14 protein-coding genes are annotated in these 19,609 nt (G+C 66.2%); 7 read left to right on the forward strand and 7 right to left on the reverse strand.

Features of this window, described 5'->3' with window-relative positions:
* Positions 1–81 precede the first annotated feature (81 nt).
* Positions 82–2,103, reverse strand: coding sequence for a J domain-containing protein (locus MJ606_RS12415; protein WP_243049829.1), 2,022 nt, complete (start codon positions 2,101–2,103; stop codon positions 82–84).
* Complete coding sequence (locus MJ606_RS12420; protein ID WP_243049830.1) at positions 2,100–3,791, reverse strand: molecular chaperone HscC; 1,692 nt, start codon at positions 3,789–3,791, stop codon at positions 2,100–2,102. The genes MJ606_RS12415 and MJ606_RS12420 overlap by 4 nt, the downstream gene beginning before the upstream one ends.
* 117 nt (positions 3,792–3,908) lie before the next feature.
* On the opposite strand from MJ606_RS12420, the gene MJ606_RS12425 reads away from it, so the two are divergent.
* Complete coding sequence (locus MJ606_RS12425; protein ID WP_243049831.1) at positions 3,909–4,094, forward strand: hypothetical protein; 186 nt, start codon at positions 3,909–3,911, stop codon at positions 4,092–4,094.
* A gap of 6 nt (positions 4,095–4,100) precedes the next feature.
* Here MJ606_RS12425 and agaR read toward each other — a convergent pair whose 3' ends face one another.
* Genes agaR through MJ606_RS12440 form a run of 3 tightly spaced genes read right to left on the reverse strand, consistent with a single transcriptional unit; the run spans position 4,101 to position 7,095 of the window.
* A complete protein-coding gene (agaR, locus tag MJ606_RS12430) occupies positions 4,101–4,907 on the reverse strand; it encodes a transcriptional repressor AgaR (RefSeq protein ID WP_243049832.1) in 807 nt (268 codons plus the stop codon).
* The gene (locus MJ606_RS12435) at positions 4,904–6,163 is read right to left on the reverse strand and encodes an amidohydrolase family protein (protein ID WP_243049833.1); all 1,260 of its coding nucleotides are present in this window, start codon (positions 6,161–6,163) and stop codon (positions 4,904–4,906) included. Before MJ606_RS12435 ends, agaR begins: the two co-directional genes overlap by 4 nt.
* 14 nt (positions 6,164–6,177) lie before the next feature.
* Entirely contained in the window at positions 6,178–7,095 is a 918-nt protein-coding gene (locus tag MJ606_RS12440) for a fructose-bisphosphate aldolase (protein WP_243049834.1), read from the reverse strand.
* 64 nt (positions 7,096–7,159) lie between these two features.
* On the opposite strand from MJ606_RS12440, the gene MJ606_RS12445 reads away from it, so the two are divergent.
* The 6 genes from MJ606_RS12445 (at position 7,160) to MJ606_RS12470 (ending at position 17,491) form a co-directional block, all read left to right on the forward strand.
* Positions 7,160–8,362 carry a tagatose-6-phosphate ketose isomerase gene (locus MJ606_RS12445; RefSeq protein ID WP_243049835.1) on the forward strand — a complete coding sequence of 401 codons (1,203 nt, stop codon included), beginning with the start codon at positions 7,160–7,162 and terminating at the stop codon, positions 8,360–8,362.
* Between the two features lie 5 nt (positions 8,363–8,367).
* Positions 8,368–9,285 (forward strand): carbohydrate kinase family protein, encoded by a 918-nt coding sequence (locus MJ606_RS12450; protein WP_243049867.1) that lies wholly within the window; start codon positions 8,368–8,370, stop codon positions 9,283–9,285.
* Entirely contained in the window at positions 9,282–10,214 is a 933-nt protein-coding gene (locus tag MJ606_RS12455) for a 1-phosphofructokinase family hexose kinase (protein ID WP_243049836.1), read from the forward strand. Before MJ606_RS12450 ends, MJ606_RS12455 begins: the two co-directional genes overlap by 4 nt.
* Positions 10,215–10,416: 202 nt before the next feature.
* Entirely contained in the window at positions 10,417–13,425 is a 3,009-nt protein-coding gene (locus MJ606_RS12460; protein WP_243049837.1) for a carboxypeptidase regulatory-like domain-containing protein, read from the forward strand.
* Between the two features lie 126 nt (positions 13,426–13,551).
* Positions 13,552–15,555 carry an enterotoxin gene (locus tag MJ606_RS12465; protein ID WP_243049838.1) on the forward strand — a complete coding sequence of 668 codons (2,004 nt, stop codon included), beginning with the start codon at positions 13,552–13,554 and terminating at the stop codon, positions 15,553–15,555.
* Positions 15,556–15,634: 79 nt separating this feature from the next.
* Positions 15,635–17,491, forward strand: coding sequence for a beta-galactosidase (locus MJ606_RS12470; RefSeq protein ID WP_243049839.1), 1,857 nt, complete (start codon positions 15,635–15,637; stop codon positions 17,489–17,491).
* Between the two features lie 9 nt (positions 17,492–17,500).
* On the opposite strand, the gene MJ606_RS12475 is transcribed toward MJ606_RS12470, so the two are convergent.
* Both MJ606_RS12475 and MJ606_RS12480 read right to left on the reverse strand, forming a co-directional pair.
* Positions 17,501–19,108: a carboxyl transferase domain-containing protein gene (locus tag MJ606_RS12475; RefSeq protein ID WP_243049840.1), complete on the reverse strand. Its 1,608-nt coding sequence runs from the start codon at positions 19,106–19,108 to the stop codon at positions 17,501–17,503.
* Positions 19,109–19,242: 134 nt separating this feature from the next.
* On the reverse strand, positions 19,243–19,527 hold the full coding sequence (locus MJ606_RS12480; protein ID WP_243049841.1) for a hypothetical protein: 285 nt from the start codon (positions 19,525–19,527) through the stop codon (positions 19,243–19,245).
* Positions 19,528–19,609 lie beyond the last annotated feature (82 nt).

The following is a 19,609-nucleotide window of genomic DNA, read 5'->3' on the forward strand; positions in this document are numbered from 1 at the left end:
CCGGACGTCCGAATGGGGGAGGCTGACAATGAGTTGCTCCATGCATTGACCCGTGCCGCGGCAAGCCTCGCGGATCAGCGCCTAGCCGGCGTCGGCGGGAACCGGCAAGGCGGCCGCCGGTGGGCGATAACGCAATTGCAGTTGCTTGCGTTGCCGCGCCAGGTCGGCCAGCCAGTATCCAAGCGCGAGGCCGGCCGATACCACGGGAAAGCGGAGCACGACCCAGGCGGCCATGCCGACGATATAAATCAGCACCACCACGTTGGTGATGGGACTGAACTGCCGTTGCCGCGGATTGCGGCGCTGGTAGCGCAGGTACGAGAGCGCGGCCACCGACAACAGCAAGGCCTGTGCGGCAACGAGCTGGTCGGCCAGCAGGCTCAGCGCGAGGCCTGCGGCCACGAGCGCCGGGATCAAGCCCAGGCGTAGCAGTGGACGCGGCTGCACGGGTTGCTCGGGGCGTTGCTGCCACAGCAATAGCGCGGTGAAACTCAGGTAGTAAAGCCAGCATGCCGTGATGCCGCCGCCGATGATCAGCGGCATCCACGCGTCGCTGTCGCCGGTCGGGGCGCCGGAGGCGAGCATCCACGCCGTGATGCCTGCGCCTATCAGTAGCAGCAGCGCGCAGCGCACTGCGCCCACCCATACACGTTGCCGGGTCACGCGGTTGCGGTCGGCGGTGGCGATGCAGAAGCGAGTGAGCCTGGGATCGAAGAACTCGTCCAGCCGCGACGGCACGCCGCCACTGAACCGCCACGCGAACAGTCCCATCGAGTGGAGCAGTTTGGGCACGAGCGCGGCCAGCGTGATCCACCACCACTGGAACGGTCGCTGCAGCCAGCGCAGGCGTCGAGTGGCTTTGGCCGGATCGCCAAAGCGCTCACCGGGCTCCTTCACCTGCAGGGTGAGCTTGCCGATATTGCGCGGCAGCGTCAGCCATTGCATATGCAGGTGGGCGACCAGCTCGCCCGGGTGCTGCCCGCGCTGCGTCAGCAACGGGCCCAGGCCGAATACGTTCAGCAGCAGGCTGGCGCAGTCCTGCGGCATCGGCGGGCGTTCGCGCAACAGGCGTTCGAGCAGGCGTGGCGCCGCCTGTTGCCGCACCGTCAGCGAACGCAGTGCGGGCTGCGCATACAGGTTGGCGGCCAGTACATCATGATGCCCCGCTTCCGCTACTTCACAGAACCAGTGGAAGAACTGCGTCACGTCCAGCCGTTGCCGGCTGGCGCCCCAGGATTGAGTGCCTGGCCCGATGTTCTTTACCAGCGCATGGCGTTCCTGCATGGCGACCCGAAGCTTCTGTAGCTGCAGCGGATCGATGCCGGCGAGCGCGTGGTCGAGGTCGAAGAACTGCAGCGTCGCCTCGAAGGTGCTCATGCTGATCGGCGGCGGGTCGCGGAACAGCCGCTGCAACACGGCACGGCCAGCTTCGTGCTTGGTGCGCAGCGACCATAGCTCCTGGCGTTGTTGCAGCCAGCCCTGCACGTTCGCCGCATCGGCGCAGACGGCGGCGTCGAGATAGTCCGCCACGAAGGCATCCGGATCGAAACGCGGCGCGGGCGGCTCGGCGGCCACCGGTTGGGTGAACTGCACGGGATGCCACTGGCCGCGTGGTGGCGCAGGTGTCTTGGGAGGCAGCGGAGCTGGCGCCGGCACGCGTGGCGGCGGGGATGGCTGCACGGGTGCCTGCGGCGGCCGTGGCGCGTGCGGTAGCGATGGCGGCGCCGGCGACGGCTGCGGCGGCACAGGTGAACTCTGGGAAGGGCGTTGGCCCTGGGGCGCTTGCGGCAGGTGCGGCACCGAGGGTGGGGCAGGCTGGGGCGGCAACGGCGCGCGCGGTTGGCTGGGCGCCTCGGTCGGCGGGGCGACGGGTTGCGGCGGCGGCGATGGCGCTTCCGGCTCGGTGCGGATGGGCTCCGCGGTAGCCCGCTCCACCACATGCTGCCGCCAAACCAGCGCGTGCTGGTACATGTCGTGCAACTGCTGGAAGCCTGCCGGATCGGTATCCGGCCGCACGGTCTTCAGTCGTTTCGCATAGGCCCGCTTGATCTCGCGTTCGTCCGCATCGCTGGGCAGTCCAAACCACTCCAGCGGCGAGGTCATACGCTGGCCTCCAGCGCATCCATCGCCTCGCCGAACTGCCGCCGATGCTCGCGGATCAACTGGTCGTCCTGGCTCTCCAGGATGGCGCGGAAATGGGCGATCCATTGCTGCAGCTGGGTGCGGGCGACCACGTATTCCTCGTACAGGCGCTCGGCGCGCGCCATGATGGCCACGTTTTCCTGCTTGTTGCGCGGGTGGATCTTGATGTTCTCCAGCGCTTGCAGGCGTGCGCGGATCTCCGCCGGCGCGAGCACGCCCGGGTTCTGTTCCAGCACCAGTTCATAGCGCTGCTGCGTGGCGATCAGCACGGCTTCCACCTGCAGCACGCCGTTGATGTCGTAGGTGAAGCGCACGTTCATGGCGTTGTCCGCCACGCTGCGCTTGGGCGGCAGTGGAATGTCCAGCTCGCCCAGCTTGATGTTGCGTTCGACCATCGGGTTCTCGCCCTGGTACACCTCGAGCGTGAGCTTGGTCTGGTGATCGCGCACGGGCTGGAACACCTGCTCGCGGCTCACCGGCACGGTGCTGTTGCGATGGATGATCGGCGCGAAAAAGCCTTGTTGCTCCTTGCCGTTTTCGTCCCAGCGCGACACCTTGGTGCCCAGCGTGTAGGGACATACATCGGTAAGGATCACTTCGTCCAGGCGCGTGTCGCGCGCCTTCAGGCCGGCGGCGACGCAGGCGCCCAGGGCAATCGCCTGGTCGGGATTGACGTGGCGCAGCGGCAGCCGGCCGAACATGCGCGATACCAGCCGCGCCACCAGCGGCATGCGGCTGGCGCCGCCGACCAATACGATCTCGTCCAGCTGCGTGGGCTGCAGCCGCGCATCGCGCATGGCGCGTTCCAGCGGGGTACGCATGCGTTGCACCAGGTTTTCGCTGAGCCTGGCGAAACGTTCTTCATCGATGCGCCAGTCGAACACCTGCTCGCCGCGCTTCCATTCCACGCGTGCTTCGCTGCCCGCACCCAATTCGCGCTTGGCCAGCTCCAGGCGGCGACGCAGCTGGCCCCGCTCCTGCGGCGAAAGATCGTCCACGGCCAGCTGCTGTTCGGCGCAGAAGGCCGTCTCCAGCACGTCGAGGAAATCCTCGCCGCCCAGGAAGTTGTCGCCCGCGCTGGCGTGGACTTCGACCACGCCGTCGAACATTTCCAGCACCGACACGTCGAACGTGCCGCCGCCGAGGTCGAACACCAGGAAACGGGCGCCGTCGTGCTTCTCCTGCAAGCCATAGGCGAGTGCGGCGGCGGTGGGTTCGTTGATCAGCCGTTCCACCCGGATGCCGGCCAGCTCGCCGGCCGCGCGCGTGGCCTTGCGCTGGGCGTCGGAGAAATACGCCGGTACGCTGATCACGGCCTCGGTGACCTTCTGGCCGGTGGCGGCCTCGGCATCCGCGATCAGGGAGCGCAGGATCAGCGCGGAGAGTTCTTCCGGGCGGAAGTTGCGCGTACCCAGGCGGGTCTCGCGCGGGGTGCCCATCCAGCGCTTGAAGGTGGCGACGCTGGCGCCGGGGTGGCTCACCATGCGGTCGCGGGCGGCCTGGCCGACGATGACGTGCCCGTCGTCGTCCACGCTGACCACCGACGGCGTCAGGTAGTCGCCGAGCGCATTGGGAAACAGCACGGGGCCCTCGTCCCCGTACATGCCGACCAGCGAATGCGTAGTGCCAAGATCGATACCGACGATCATCCTTGACGGGTCCCCTGTAGGTCAGAGGTGCAGTGTATGCCGCCTGCGCTGCGCGGCGGAAGCTGTGCACGGTGCCGGCGGGCTGGCTAAAATCCACCGACCCAGTCGGAGCCGACCATGCGCACCACGCCCCATGAGGACGATTCGTTGTCGAACGGTGACAGTACGGAGGTCACCGTGCCTCCCACTGTCTCGCGCCATCCACCGGGCCACGGCCTGATGGACAACCTCGACATCGCCGCGCACGACGAGGTGGAGCACGAGGCGGCGCTGCGCGATTCGGCGTTGCGCCCGCCCCGCTGAGCTGGGTTACACCAGCAGGGTCTTGACGCCCTGGGACTCCAGCGCCTGCACGTATTCGGCGGGCGCGGCGGTATCGCTGATCACCAGCCCCAGGCTGCTTACCGGCGCGATCACCGACAGGCTGCGCTGGCCGAACTTGCTGGCGTCGAGCACGGCGACGGTCTGTCGCGACACGCGGATCATCAGCGCATTGAGCGAGGCCTCCAGCGGGTCGGGCGTAGTCACGCCCACCTCCGGATCGAGGCCGTCCACGCCCAGGAACAAACGGTCGGCCGAAAGCCGCGACAGCGCCTGTTCCGCATCGGGGCCGGCCAGCGAGTAGGAGGTCTGGCGCAGCAGGCCGCCCAGCATCATCACCCGCACCGCGGGCAGCGCGGACAGTTCCATCGCGATGTTCAGCGCGTTGGTGATCACCGTCAGCGAACTCCATTTCTGCTGGCGGATCTGCCGCGCGATTTCCACCGTGGTGGAGCCGGAGTCGAGGATGATGGTGTCGCCGTCCTCGATCAGCCGGGCGGCGGCCTGGCCGATGCGGCGCTTCTGCGCGTGATGGCGCGTTTCCTTGATGTTGAGCGGCGTATCCAGCTGCGCAGGCACCGCGGGCAGGGCGCCGCCGTGCGAGCGGCTGATGGCGCCGGCGCGGTCCAGCGCCTCCAGGTCGGCGCGAATGGTGACCGCCGAGATATCGAACAGCGCCACCAGTTCATCGACGGTGACACGCCCGTGCTGCGCAACCATGTCGACGATCCGGCGCCGGCGCTCTTCCACCAGCAGTTTCGGCGGGGGCGGGGCAGCCTTGCGTCGTGTCGTCATGGGTCCATTCCAAGCAAGCGGGCGGCGTTATCGTGATAGATCTTGCGCAGGATTTCTTGCGACAAGCCGACGCCGTAGATCGACCAGCGCCCCTGCGGCGGCACGGCCGCTGGAGCGTAATCGAAATATTCGTCCTCTGTCTCCAGGAACCGATAGTAGATCTCGTACAGCTCGTCGCCGAGCAATTGTTGCGGCACGTTGTTGCCGTAGGGCGCCGGCACGGCGTCGGTGCCGAACAGGATGCGGTCCTGGTAGCGCTCGAAAAAGCGCCGAGCCGCGCGGGGCTGGCGGCCCAGTTCGCTGATGCGTGCGCTGATGTCCACGTGCACGTTCGGGTAACGCTCCATGCATTGCGCGATGGTCGCCAGGTCCTCGGCCTGGTTGCCCACGTGCATCAGCACGAAGGTGGTCTGCGGGTGGCGCGCGATCACCCGGTCGCGCGCGGCCAGCAGGTCGCGATGGCTCGGGTACTCGGGGCCATAGAACGACCAGTCCGGATGCCGCGCCAGTTCCTCGTAGCGCTCGTTGGTGCTGTCGCCCGGCAGGAAGAAGGCCTCCGGGTCGGAGGTGTGGATGAACACCGGCAGCTTCAGCGCGGCGCAGGTTTCCCACATGGGGGCGAAGCGCGCATCGTCCACGCCCACCAGTGCACCCTGGTCGATGCCTTCGCGCAGGTACAGGCCCAGCGTCTTCAGCAGTTTCAGGCCGGCGGCGCCGATGCGCTGCGCGTGTTCGATCGCTTCGGCTTGCAGGCGCGGATAGTCGGGTTCCGCGAACAGCGCGAACGACGGCTCCGTCATGGTGCGGAAACGCCCCGGCGCCACCGCGTCGAAGCGGGCGATGGTTTGCTCCAGCCCGCGACCGGTGCCGCCGGTGAGGTTGACCATGGTGCGGATGCCCTTGCGGTCCATCAGCGGCAACAGCTCGGCGGGATCGGCGAAATAGGTCATGGCCTCGCCCAGCGAGACGCCGCTGCGCGTCTCGCTCATCCAGCTCAGGTGCGTGTGCACGTCGATCACCGGGAAGGCCGGCTTCTCCACCCGCGTCACCGGCAGGTGCAGCATGCTGCGCGGCTGGAAATCGGCGAGGCGCAGATCCTCGCCATGCGGCGTCGATGCGGTCTGCAGCGGATTCTTGCCACTGCCGCCCGCCAGCATCGGCGGCGCGCAGCAGCCGCAGCCGCTACGCGTGACGGTGAGGGCATGGCGGTGCTCCGGGTCGAATCGACGCCGGTCACGTGGGCTTGCGTGAAGCATCGCAGGCCCTCCGCTCAGCGCGGATAACGCGCCATGATGGCGTGCACCTGGCGGGTGAGAGCCACCGCCTGGTCGAACGGGCGCAGCCACATGTTGCGGCCGAACATCACGCCGCTGGCGCCGCTCTGCAGGTAGAACTCCACCTTGCGCAGCACCGCCGCGTCGTCGTCGTTCTTCTCGCCGCCGGAGAACAGCACCATGGTGCGGCCGGCCGAACGCACCACGCGGGCGCAGCGGGCGGCGGCGTCTTCATGCAGCTTGTCGTAGGGCGTGGGCACGTTGGCCACGCTGTCGTTGGGCTCGTGCAGCTTCACGATGTCGGCGCCCAGCTCCAGCGCCACGCGCGCCGCGTAGTCCTGCGCATACAGCGTGTTGGTGCCGCCCTTGCCGTTGATCGCGCTGCCGCGCGGGTATGACCACAGCACCAGCGGCATGCCGTAGCGCTCGCAGTCCTGGCGCACTTTTTCGAACTGGCGGAACTCGTCGTGCTGGCGCGGCGAGCCCACGTACATGGTGTAGCCCACCGCATCGGCGCCCAGGCGCACGGCGTCCTCCACCGAGGCGAACAGCGGCGAGGTGGCTTCCGCATCGCTGGGGATATTGGTCTTGCCGTTGAGCTTGAGGATCAGCGGCACGCGGCCGCAGTACTCGGTCATGTACTTCTCGGCCAGGCCGATGCCCAGCGCGATGGCAGAAAAACCACCGGCCTCGGCGAGCTCGAACTGATAGCTCGGATCGACGGCCGGCGGGTGGGGGAAAAAGTCGGTCGGGCCATGTTCCAGACCCTGGTCCAGCGGCAGCACCAGCAGCGAGCCGTTGCGCGGGCCACTGCCGTACAGCAGGCGCCACAGGCGGGTGCGCTTGCCATGCGAAAGGGCCAGCGAAGCCAGCTTGGTGGAAGAAAACGAAGGCGCTTGCAAGTTGTGTTTCATTTCGAATACCTTGGTAGTGAGCTTTCGTGTTATTTCGTTTTACATCATATTTCATCAGATGACCATGCCTGTCAAACCCGCCGTGATCGTTCCAACCCTCGATTCGCTCAAGGCCGCTCCGGCCGCCGAGCAGCAGCGGCTTGGCTATGCCGACACTCTGCGCGAGGTGCTGCAGCAGCCCGAAACCTGGCGCGATACCGCGTCGCGGCTGGCCGACGCGTCATCGCGCGGCATGCTGCGCGAGCTGTTGGCGACACCGCCCCGGCATCTCGTGCTGACCGGCTCCGGCAGCTCGGTCTATGTGGGCGAATGCCTGGCACCGGCGCTGCAGGCTGGGCTGGGCATTCCCAGTCAGGCGATTGCCGCAGGCAGCTTGCTCACGCATCGCCGCGGCACGCTGCCGGGCGGACCGGGCCTGCTGGTGTCGATCGCGCGCTCCGGCGACAGCCCGGAAAGCGCGGGCGTGGTCGATCAGGTATTGGAAGCGGAGCCGGACTACCGGCACCTGGTGATCACCTGCAACGCGCAGGGACAGCTGGCGACGCGCTATCGCCACGAGCCGCGCGTGCGCGTGCTGCAGTTGTCGCCGCGCACCAACGATCGCAGCCTGGTGATGACCAGCAGTTTCACCAACCTGTTGCTGGCCGGCACCGGCCTGTTGCATGTCGCTGCCGACGAGACGCCAGTCGAGTTGGCGGATCTTTCGGCCAATATCGCCAGCTCCGTGTTCGAACGCTACGGCAATGCGCTGGCCGTGGCCGGTGCGGCGGATTTCGATGCGGCGCTGTATCTCGGCAGCGGCTGCTCGTTCGGCGCCGCGCGCGAGGCGGCGCTGAAGATGCTGGAAATGTCCGGCGGCGCAGTCAGCGCGATGTGCGAAACCTATCTGGGCCTGCGTCACGGGCCGATGTCGTGGCTCGACCGGCCATGCCCGGTGGTGGCGTTCCTTTCCGGCACGCCGGCCGTGCGCGCTTATGAGCTCGACTTGCTGCGCGAGATTTCGCGCAAGCGGCTGGGCGGCATGCGCATCGTGGTGGGTGACGGCATTCCCGCCGATGTCATCGGTGCTGGCGACCTGGCCATCGAGTTGCCCGGCCTTTCCCGCGTGGATGACGTGCAGCAGGCGATGGTGCATGTGGTGGTGGGCCAGTTGCTGGCCTTGTTCCGCTGTCTCGCGCTGGGGCAGCAACCGGATGCACCGGCGCAGGGCGTGCTCACCCGCGTGGTGCAGGCGTTCGCCATCCATGGCGGGGAGCAGGGCGCGTGAAGCCGATGCTGGTGGCCGGCGAGATCAATGTGGACCTGGTGTTCACCGGTTGCGATCGCTTGCCCGAGTTCGGCGGTGAAGTGCTCGCAACGGGTTTCCGGCAGGGGCCTGGCAGCTCGTCGATGATCTGTGCCATGGGCCTGGCGCGGCTGGGTCATCCGGTGGTCTTCACCGGTGTCACGGGGCAGGATGGCTGGGGCGATTACTGCGTCGATGCGATGCGCGACGTGGGCATCGACGTCTCGCCCATCGCGCGGGACGCCGCGTTGCAGACGGGCGTCACCGTGGCGCTGTCGTCACGCCAGGATCGCGCGCTGGTGACCTATGCCGGCGCCATCGGCGCATTGCGCGCCGAGCACATGGGCGACGAACTGCTGGCGCGCGCCGGTCACCTGCATGTGTCGTCGTATTACCTGCAAGAGCATTTGCGCGACGGGTTGTACGCGCTGTTTGCCCGTGCGCGTGGGCTCGGACTGACCATCTCGCTGGACCCTGGCTTCGACCCGCGACAGCGCTGGGGCGATGAACTGCTTGCGCTGCTGCCGCTGGTCGACGTGTTCCTGCCCAACGAACGCGAGGCCTGCGCGATCAGCGGCAAGTCCGATCCGCGGGATGCGCTGCGTGCCCTGGCCAACGGTCACACCCGCACCGTGGTGAAGCTCGGCAGCGAGGGCTGCATCACCCTGCAGGACGACGACAGCTTGCTGGCGGTGCCCGCGCATGCGGTGCAGGTGGTGGACAGCACCGGCGCGGGCGATTCGTTCGATGCCGGTTTCCTGCATGCGTGGCGGCACGGCAGGTCGCTGCATGACAGCCTGCGCTGGGGTAGCGCCTGTGGCTCGCTCTCCACGCGTGGCATCGGCGGCACCGCTCGCCAGGGCAGCGAGGCCGAGGTACGCGAGTTGCTCGGGGGCGCGCCGTGATCACCGTGGGCGGCTTCAATACGGCGATCGATCGTCTGGTGACGCTCGACGTGCTGGAGCCGGGCAGCGTGCAGCGCGCGACCGCCGTACGCAGCTACCCGGGTGGCAAAGGCGTGCATGTGGCGCAGACCATCGCCGCGCTCGGTGAGCCGGTGCAACTGGTGGGCCTGGTCGACAGCATGCATCGCAATTTCATCGCACGTCGCATGAGCGAGCGCGGCGTGCTGTTCCACGGCGTGGAGGCCACCGGTGAATTGCGCCAATGCCTGGCGCTGCGCGAGCGCGATGGGCGCATCAGCGAAGTGCTCGACCCGGGCCCGCTGCTTTCCGATGCCGTGTGCAGGCAACTGCTGCATACCTTGTGGCGAGCCATCGATGGTAGTGATGCCGTGGTGCTTTCCGGCAGCCTTCCACGCGGCTTCGACGCCGATACCTATGCGCAGATCGTGCGCCAGGCCGGCGGCAACGGGCTGCCCTGCCTGGTCGACGCCAGCGGCGAGGCTTTGCGCCATGTGGCCGATGCCGGCGCATGGCTTATCAAGCCCAACCGCGACGAGGCCGCACAGCTCGCCGGGAAGGCGGTGGACACGGTGGCACAGGCTGCCGAGCTGGTCCGCGCGCTGCACGGGCGCGGCACCGAGCGACCGGTGGTGACGCTGGGTGCGCTGGGCGCCGTGGGCTTCGACGGCGACGCGGTGTGGCATGCATCGCTGCCGTTGCGGCATAGCGAAAACGCGGTGGGCTCGGGGGACTGCTTCCTGGCCGGGCTCGCAGTAGCACAACAGCGCGGCCTGCCGTTCGACCAGGCCCTGCGCCTGGCGGTGGCCTGCGGCGCGGCCAATGCGATGAACGAGGAAACCGGATTCGTACGACGGGCCGATGTCGAGGCACTCGGCGCACGTGTGCAAGTGACACGCCAGGGAGCGTGAGCAGGACGTCGCGCGCCGGGAGCGGGCGCGTGGCGGGCGGGAACCATGTGGGGTCGCGGGGAAGGAGTGATCCGTGGCGTTTTCGTAGCGGGCTTCGCTGTCGGGGAGAGTCATCGGACAGCGTGGCCCAGTACACACAAATGAGGGTCAAGGCATGTACGCAGCTGGAGTGGGGAGCAAGTCTCGCTGTATCAGGAAGACCGTGCTGGCATTGGGGCTGGCGCTGGCGCTCGGTGGGGTGGTCCAGGCGCAATCGATCACGGGCGGCCTTTACGGCAAGGAGCCAACCGGCAAGGGCGTTACCGTGGAGGTGAGCAATCCCGCCACGGGTTATCGCAAGCAGATCCAGCCGGACGATGACGGCCGCTACAGTCTTGGCGGCCTCAACCCCGGCAAGTACGTGGTGACAGTGAGCGAGGGCGGTCAGGCCGTAGGAACGCGTACCGTCACAGTGAATCCGAATGTGCAGTCGCCGGTACCGGCCATATCCGCCGCCGCCACGGCAGCCGCCAGTGCCAACGCGACCAATCTCTCCGGCGTGACGGTCAGTGCCACCTCGCACGATACCGAGGTGTTGCCGATCGACGTCAGCACGCCGGAAGTTTCCAATATCTACAGCATGAATACGGTCAACCAGCTGCCGACCGGCCGCAGCCTGGAAAGCATTGCGCGACTGAAATCGAACGTGCGCTATGACGACCAGACCACCGGACTGGTGCAGATGGGCGGCGCCAGCCCGGCCGAGAACCGCTACTACTTCAACGAATTCGATACCACCTACGACTACAACGGCTTGGGGGCGACGTCGCTGCCGTCCGAAGCATTGAGCTCGGTGCAGGTGCTCAGCAGCAATGGCTCCGTCGGCTGGACCAATGCCACCGGCGGCATCATGTCGGCAACCATCCGGCAAGGCAGCAATGATTTCCAGGCGGGCTACTCGCTGTATTTCACGCCGCCCACCTCGCGCCTGCTGAATCCGCGCCGGCACGATTCGTTCGCCTCCGATGGCAGCTATTACGAATTTGATTCGGCCAATACGCACGGCGCCAATGTCACGGGCCTGCCGCCCGGCTATCAGGGCCCGGCGCCGGGCACGCCCTCGGGCCAGGCCGCCACATCGGGCCAGTACCTGTGGGCGTCAGGTGCGATAGTGAAGGACAAGCTGTTCTTCTTCGCCATGCTGGGCAATAGCCCGAACAACCAGTTCACGACGTACTCGCAGAACTTCCAGTCGCTTACCACCGACCGCGACAAGAATGCGTTGCTCAACCTGACCTGGAACATCACCAACAACCAGTCGTTGAACATTGCCGGCTACAAGGACTGGAACAATAGTTTCAGCAACCAGTACAAGCTCGATACCGATTACGACCCGAGTTCGGTGGGCGACTACTTCGGCTGGAACCAGACCAAGGTCAAGAACCAGTTCCTGATCGGCAACTACCACTGGCAGATCAACGAGGACATGAGCCTGCGCCTGATGGGCGGCTATCTCAGCCAGTCTTCGTTGAGCCCCACGTCGGACTCCGGCACCGGCTTGCCCTATGTCACCGAGGTGGATCCGGTCACCAACATCTCGCGCAACATCGGCGTCACCAGCACGCCGAACCAGCTGTTCCCGTTCCAGTACTACCGCCGTGGCTTCAAGGGCGACTTCAGCTGGAACCTGGGCGACCACAAGATCACCATCGGTGCCGAGCACTACAAGCACTACATCAACAACACCATCACCACCACCGATGGCGGCGAGTGGACTTACTACGACCGGCCCGGTTCGATCCTGCCCAACGGTTCGCCCGCACCCGCCAACGGCAGCTACGTGGACCAGTTCTACGAGCGCACGGGCGGTGCATTCTCAACGGTCAACAAGGCGGCCTACATCGACGACTACTGGCAGGTCGCCGAGCGCTGGGTGATCTACCTGGGCGCGCGCTTCGACACGTTCATCAACAAGAACGTCGACGGACAGAACTTCCTGCGCATGCCGATCACCTCGCCGCGCCTGGGCCTGGCGTGGGACGTGCACGGCGACAGCTCGACCAAGCTGGGCGTGAACCTGGGCAAGTACGCGCTGGCCATTCCCTCCAGCGTCAACAACGGTGCCGCCGGTGCGGTATACGAATGGCATCGTTACTACACCTACACGGGCATGGACCCGGTCACCATGGCGCCCACCGGACTGACCCAGATCGGGCCGCAGTCCACCTTGATCAACGGCCAGGCGCCGACCTACTACAACGTGGCCACCTCCAACATCAAGGCGCCTTACCAGTACGAGCTGCAGGTGTACCTGCAGCAGCAGCTGGCCGGTGCATGGTCGGGCGAGGCCGAGGTCGGCTTCAGTTCGCTCAAGCGCATCATCGACGACACCTGCTATGACCAGGGCATCACCGATTATGCCAACGCCCATGGATTTCCCAACTACGTCGATGTGAGCGGCTGCCCCATCTTCAATCCGGGCATCGCCCAGGTGTTTACCCGCGACTACAACGGTGACGGCAAGCTCGAGCAGCTCACCATTCCCGGCAACGTGTTCGGTCCCGCGCCCAAGCGCAAGTATGGACACCTCACGCTGGAGCTGACCCATCAACGCACCAGCGACGAGCCTTACTTTCTCGACGTGAGCTATACGTGGGCGCATTTGTACGGCAACGACGATGGCCTGTTGAACCTGGGCACGCGTACCGGCACCGGCCCCGGCGAGCAGATCTATTGGGATTTTCCGGGCTTGATGGAGTACGGCAGCGGCGATCTGGCCGGCGATATCCGCCACTCGCTCAACATCAACGGCGTGTATTACTTCCGCTCCGGTTTGCGCGTGGGCAGCACGCTCGACATGCATACCGGCGAGCCGTTGAGCTGCCTGGGCACCTATCCCGACATCAATAATCCGGCCGAGCTTTATGGCGCGGCCAGCCACTATTGCAACGGCGTGCCCGCGCCGCTGGGCAGCGCCGGCCGGCTGCCGCTCTTCTGGCAATGGAACCTGGGCGTTGGCTACGATTGGGCGATCAATGCGGACAATCACCTGAGCCTGGACCTGCAGGTGCAGAACATCACCAACCGCCAGGGCAAGATCGACGCCAACCAGATCTATGACACCGGCAGCCTGCCGACCAATGGCGTCTGGGCGCTCAACCCGAGCTATGGGGCGGCCACATGGCAGGTGCCGCGTACGACCCAGCTGGTATTGCGCTATACGTTCCAGTAAATCCCCCTGCGGCGCCCGCCCGGGCGCCGCACTCCATGGCCGCGACCGTCGGTTGCGGTGTATGTCCACTCCGGTTGGTTAGGGTGTTTCGTATCCGACCGGACTTGCCCGAGAGGTTGTCCTGGCATGTTTTCTGTTTCTTTCCAGCGCGCCGTTGATGCTCCCATGCGCCGCGCGTTGACAGCAGCACTGCTCGCGGGATGCATGGCGTCGATGTCGCCGGCGTTTGCCGCCGACGGGCAATTCGGCAATGCCGCGATCGCGGCAAGCTGGAAGCTCAGTGACGGTCGCGTGGCCGATATGACGGTGACAGACCGCATCAATCGGCAGACCCTGCCGCTGACCGCGCCGATCGAGCTGACCATGGCCGATGGCAGCAAGCTGGGCATGGCTGATCTGCGGGTACTGACACCACCGAAAGAAATCAAATTGAAGGCCGATCCCAAGGCCTCGCGCCTGGCTGAACGCCTACCTGGCCGGGCCGTGCAGGCGACCTTCGGCGATGCCGACGGGCGCTTCCGTATCGACTGGCAGTGGGTGCAGCGCGAGGGTTCCGACTATCTGCGCGCCATCGTGACCGTCACGGCGCTCAAGCAGGACGAGAACATCAGCAAGGTTTCCCTGCTGCAGGCGCAGGCCGACGATGCCGAGGTGGTGGGCACCGTGCAGGGCTCGCCGGTGGTGGCGGGGCATGACTACTTCGGTTTCGAGCATCCGCTTTCGTCGAGCGAAGTGCACGGCAGGCAGGTGCGGCTGTGGATCGAGCGCGGCCTGCCGCTGCTCAAGGGGCAATCGATCACCTATTCGGCGGTGGTCGGCGTGACCCACGACAACCAGCTGCGGCGTGACTTTCTTACCTATATCGAGCGCGAGCGCGCTCATCCGTACCGCACCTTCCTGCACTACAACTCGTGGTACGACATTGGCTACTTCACGCCGTATACCGAGGCGCAGGCACTGGATCGCATCCATGCCTTCGGCGAGGAGCTGAGCGTCAAGCGCGGGGTGAAGCTCGATTCCTACCTGTTCGACGATGGCTGGGACGATCGCAGCGGCAGCTGGCACTTCAGCAAGGATTTTCCGCATGGCTTCGCCCCGCTGCGCGACGCGGCGGCCAGGTACGGCGCCGCCCCGGGCATGTGGTTGTCACCCTGGGGCGGTTACGGGCCGCCCAAACAGGAGCGTGTCAGGAACGGGCAGGCGGCCGGCTACGAAATCATCGACGGTGGCCTGGCCCTGTCGGGGCCGAAGTACTACCAGCGCTTCCACGACGCCACCATGGAGCTGGTGAAGAACGACGGCATCAACCAGTTCAAGTTCGACGGCACCGGCAATGCCGACAAGGTATTTCCGGGCAGCCGCTTCAGCAGCGATTTCGACGCGGCGATCCAGCTGATCGATGACCTGCGTGACGCCAAGCCCGATCTCTTCATCAACCTCACCACCGGCACCACCGCCTCGCCGTTCTGGCTGCGCTATGCGGACTCGATCTGGCGCGATGGCGAGGACGATGACCTCACCGGCGTGGGCAGCAAGCGCGAGCGCTGGATCACCTATCGCGACCGCGAGACGTACCACAACATCGTGGTGAAGGGGCCGCTGTATCCGCTGAACTCGCTGATGCTCCACGGCATCATCTACGCGAAGGAGAATCGCCGGCTCAACACCGATCCGGGTCATGACTTCGCCAACGAGGTGCGCTCGTATTTCGGCAGCGGCACGCAGCTGCAGGAGATGTACATCACGCCCGACCTGCTCAGCACGCAGGACTGGGATGTGCTGGCGGAGGCGGCGCGCTGGTCACGGGCCAACGCGGATGTCTTGCGCGACACTCACTGGATCGGCGGCGATCCGGCGCGGCTGGATGTCTATGGTTGGGCATCATGGACGCCGAAGAAGGCGATCATCACCATGCGCAACCCCGACGCAAAGGCGCAATTGGTGGTGGTGGACCTTGCGCGCCAGCTGGAGTTGCCGCCGGGTACCGCGCGTCGCTTCAGCGCACGCAGTCCATGGCAGGACGAAGCGGGCAAGCCGGTGTTGCAGCTGGACGCGGACCAACCCAGCACGCTGACGCTGGCGCCGTTCCAGGTGATGACCCTGGAGCTGACGCCGGATTCGGGAAGCTAAGGGAACGGAGTGGGGCGGTTGCGCAGACGCGTGGCTGCCCCACTCAGACGACAACACCTGCCGGAAAAAGGAGCGAGCCGTGCAGCGACGGGACTTTCTACGCCTGACCGCCTTGATGCCGTTCGCGGCGATGGGGCAACGCCTTATGGCCGCTACGGCCCCGCTGGGCCCCGTCAGCGATGCAAGGCCGGATGGACGGCCACACCGCTTCGCGTTGTCCCGGCAGCATTTCCTGCTCGATGGCCAGCCGTTCCAGATCCGCAGCGGCGAGATGCATCCGATCCGCATCCCGGTCGACTACTGGGATCATCGCATCCAGATGGCCAAGGCCATGGGCCTCAACACCATCGCCATCTACCTGATGTGGAACGCGCTGGAATCGCAGCCGGGCGTGTTCGATCTCGATAGCGGCAACCGCCATTTCGCCCATTTCATTCAGCGCTGCGCCGCGCACGGCATGTGGGTCTACCTGCGGCCGGGGCCGTATATCTGCGGCGAGTGGGACTACGGCGGGTTGCCGCCCTATCTGCTGCGCGAGCCGGATATGCGTGTGCGCGATCGCAACGACGCGCGCTACATGCAGGCGGTGACGCGCTATTTCGATGCCATCGCTCCGCGTATCGCGCCACTGATGGCCAGTCGCGGCGGCCCCATCCTGATGGTGCAGATCGAGAACGAGTACGCCTCGTTCGGGCATGACCTGGCCTATCTGGAGCAGCTGCGCTCGATGTGGCGCGAGCGCGGTATCGAAGGTCCATTCGCCATCTCCGATGGCCTCAGCCAGTTGAACCAGGAACGCACCTACCTGCCCGGCACGGCGTTAGGGTTGGATGGTGATACCGACTTCGCCCAGGCCCAGCACTTCGCTGGCGATGCGCCCGTGTGGGTGGGCGAGGGTTATCCCGGCTGGCTGACGCATTGGGGCGATGCCACGTTCCAGCGCGGCGACTATGTCGATACGTTGCAGCAACTGCTCAAGCAGGGGCGTTCGTTCAATCTGTACGTGGTGCACGGCGGCACCAACTTCGGTTTCGGCGCCGGCGCCAACGCCCATCGCGACTACGGCAACTTCGAACCGGTGATCACCAGCTATGACTATGGCGCACCGATCGATGAGCGTGGCGCGGCCACGGCCGACTATCATCGATTCCGCAAGATGATCGGCGCGGCATTGGGCCAGCGCCTGCCCGAGCCTCCCTCGACCCCACCCGCCATCGAGCTACCCGAGTTGAAGGCGCAGCCATGGGCCTCGCTGTGGGGCAACCTGCCCGCGGCGCGCCATGTCGAGCAGCCCGAGGCGAACGAGCTGCTGTTCGGGCAGGACCACGGCATGGTGCTGTATCGCCGCCGCTTGCGTGGCGGCGCCACGTTGGAGGTCGACGGGGTGCGTGACTACGCGACCATCAGCCATGGTGGCCGCTATCTGGGTTATCTGTCGCGCGTACAGAAGCCGGGGTTGCGGGCCCAGGCGCCGATCGCGCTGCCACCTGGCGACGAGGCCATGCTCGATATCCTGGTGGATAGCTTCGGACACGTGGGCTATGGCGCCGCGATGGCCGACCGCAAGGGCATCCTCGGCGCCATCCGCGTGGATGGGCAGGCCGTGCAGGGCTGGGATGTCCACAGCTTGCCGCTGGCGCCGGATTGTCTATCCGCGCTTCGCCCATTGCGTGAGCCGACCGGCCAACCCGGCCTGTTCTTCCGGGTCGGCTTTGAGCTGGCCGAGGTCGGCGATTGCTATCTGGACATGAGCGCTTGGGACAAAGGCTATGTCTGGGTCAATCGCCAGTTGCTGGGACGCTACTGGCGCATCGGCCCGCAGCAACGCCTGTATTGCCCTGCCGCGTGGTTGCGCAAGGGGCATAACGACATCGTGGTGCTCGACTTGCACCGTATCGAGGCGACGGTGATAGGTAGTGCGCAAAGTCTTGCCTAGGCCACGCGCTTACATGCGGAACACGCCGTAGCGCTGCAGCTCGATCGGCGCGTTGAGCGACGCCGAGATGGCCAGGCCGAGCACCCGCCGCGTATCCGCCGGGTCGATGATGCCGTCGTCCCACAGGCGAGCGCTGGCGTAGTAGGGATGGCCCTGGCGTTCGTATTGGTCGCGGATGGGGGCCTTGAAGGCTTCCTCATCTTCCGCGCTCCAACTCTTGCCGCTGGCCTCGATGCCGTCGCGACGCACCGTGGCCAACACGGAGGCGGCCTGTTCGCCGCCCATCACGCTGATGCGCGCGTTGGGCCACATCCACAGGAAGCGCGCGCCATAGGCGCGGCCGCACATGGCGTAGTTCCCCGCGCCGAAGCTGCCGCCGATCACCACGGTGAACTTGGGCACATGCGAGCAGGCCACCGCCGTGACCATCTTGGCGCCGTCCTTGGCGATGCCTGCGTTCTCGTACTTCTTGCCGACCATGAAGCCGGTGATGTTCTGCAGGAACACCAAGGGCACGTTGCGCTGGTTGCACAGCTCGATGAAGTGCGCGCCCTTGAGCGCCGATTCGGAAAACAGGATGCCGTTATTGGCAATGATGCCCACCGGGTAACCGTGGATATGCGCGAAGCCGCACACCAGCGTCTTGCCGTAGCGCGCCTTGAATTCATGGAACTCCGAGCCGTCGACGACGCGCGCGATCACCTCGCGGATATCGAACGGGCGGCGCGTATCCTGCGGAATCACGCCGTAGAGTTCTTCCGGTGCATACAGCGGCTCGACGGGCGGGCGCAGCGCCAAGGGCATCGCTTTCTTGCGGTTGAGGCTGGCGACGATGTCGCGGGCAATCGACAACGCGTGGGCGTCGTTCTCGGCGAAATGGTCGGCCACACCGGAGACGGACGTATGGACGTCCGCACCGCCCAGTGCCTCGGCATCCACCACCTCGCCGGTGGCCGCCTTCACCAGCGGCGGGCCGCCAAGGAAAATGGTGCCTTGCTCGCGCACGATGATGGTTTCGTCGCTCATCGCCGGCACATAGGCGCCGCCGGCCGTGCACGAACCCATCACCACGGCGATCTGCGGAATGCCCAGGCCCGACATGCGTGCCTGGTTGTAGAAAATGCGGCCGAAATGCTCCTTGTCCGGAAACACCTCGTCCTGCAGCGGCAGGAAGGCGCCGCCGGAATCGACCAGGTAGATGCACGGCAGGCGGTTTTCCAGCGCGACTTCCTGCGCCCGCAGATGCTTCTTCACCGTCATCGGGAAATAGGTGCCGCCCTTTACGGTGGCGTCGTTGGCCACCACCACCACTTCGAGGCCGTTCACCCGGCCGATACCGGTGATGATGCCGGCGGCGGGTGCGGCGTCGTCGTACATGCCATGGGCGGCCAGCGGCGACAGCTCCAGGAACGGCGAACCCGGATCGAGCAAGGCCCGGATGCGCTCGCGCGGCAGCAGCTTGCCGCGGGCGGTGTGCTTCTCGCGGGCCTTGTCGCCGCCGCCCTCGGCGCTACGCGCCAGCTCGCGCTGCAGGTCCTCCACCAGGCCGCGCAATTGCGTGCTGCTGGCCTGGAAATCGGGTGACCGCGGGTCGATCTGCGAGGCGATGACGCTCATGGGGGCTGCCGTTCGAAAGAAAACGGGATGATAGCGGTCGGCGTGCGCGGGCTAAATCGGCAACGCAGCATGGCGGCCGCACAAAAAAAACCGGCCGCACAAGGCGGCCGGTTTTCGGAAGTACACGGAACTGCTTAGTGACCAGCGGTCGAAGCAGCAGCCGGTGCAGCGGCGGTCGAAGCCGGTGCCGGAGCCGGCTGTTCGGCCGGAGCCGCAGCCGGAGCCGCAGCGGTCGAGGCCGGAGCAGCAGCCGGGGCAGCAGCGGTCGCAGCTGCAGCAGCCTGATGAGCCTGGTCAGCAGCCTGCTGAGCCTGGTCAGCGGACTTCTGAGCATCCTGCGCGGAATCCTGCGCGCCGTTGCTGCAAGCCGCCAGCAGCGCGACGAGCGCGGAGGCGAGTAGGGTACGCGTGAACTTCATGTTGAATCTCCTTTGCCGTGGAATGCCGTTTGGCGGGCGTATTAATAGCGCTTTCGTGGAAAATGCGCCACATCTTTGTATG

The organism is Dyella sp. RRB7 (assembly GCF_022761115.1).
Lineage (GTDB): Bacteria > Pseudomonadota > Gammaproteobacteria > Xanthomonadales > Rhodanobacteraceae > Dyella.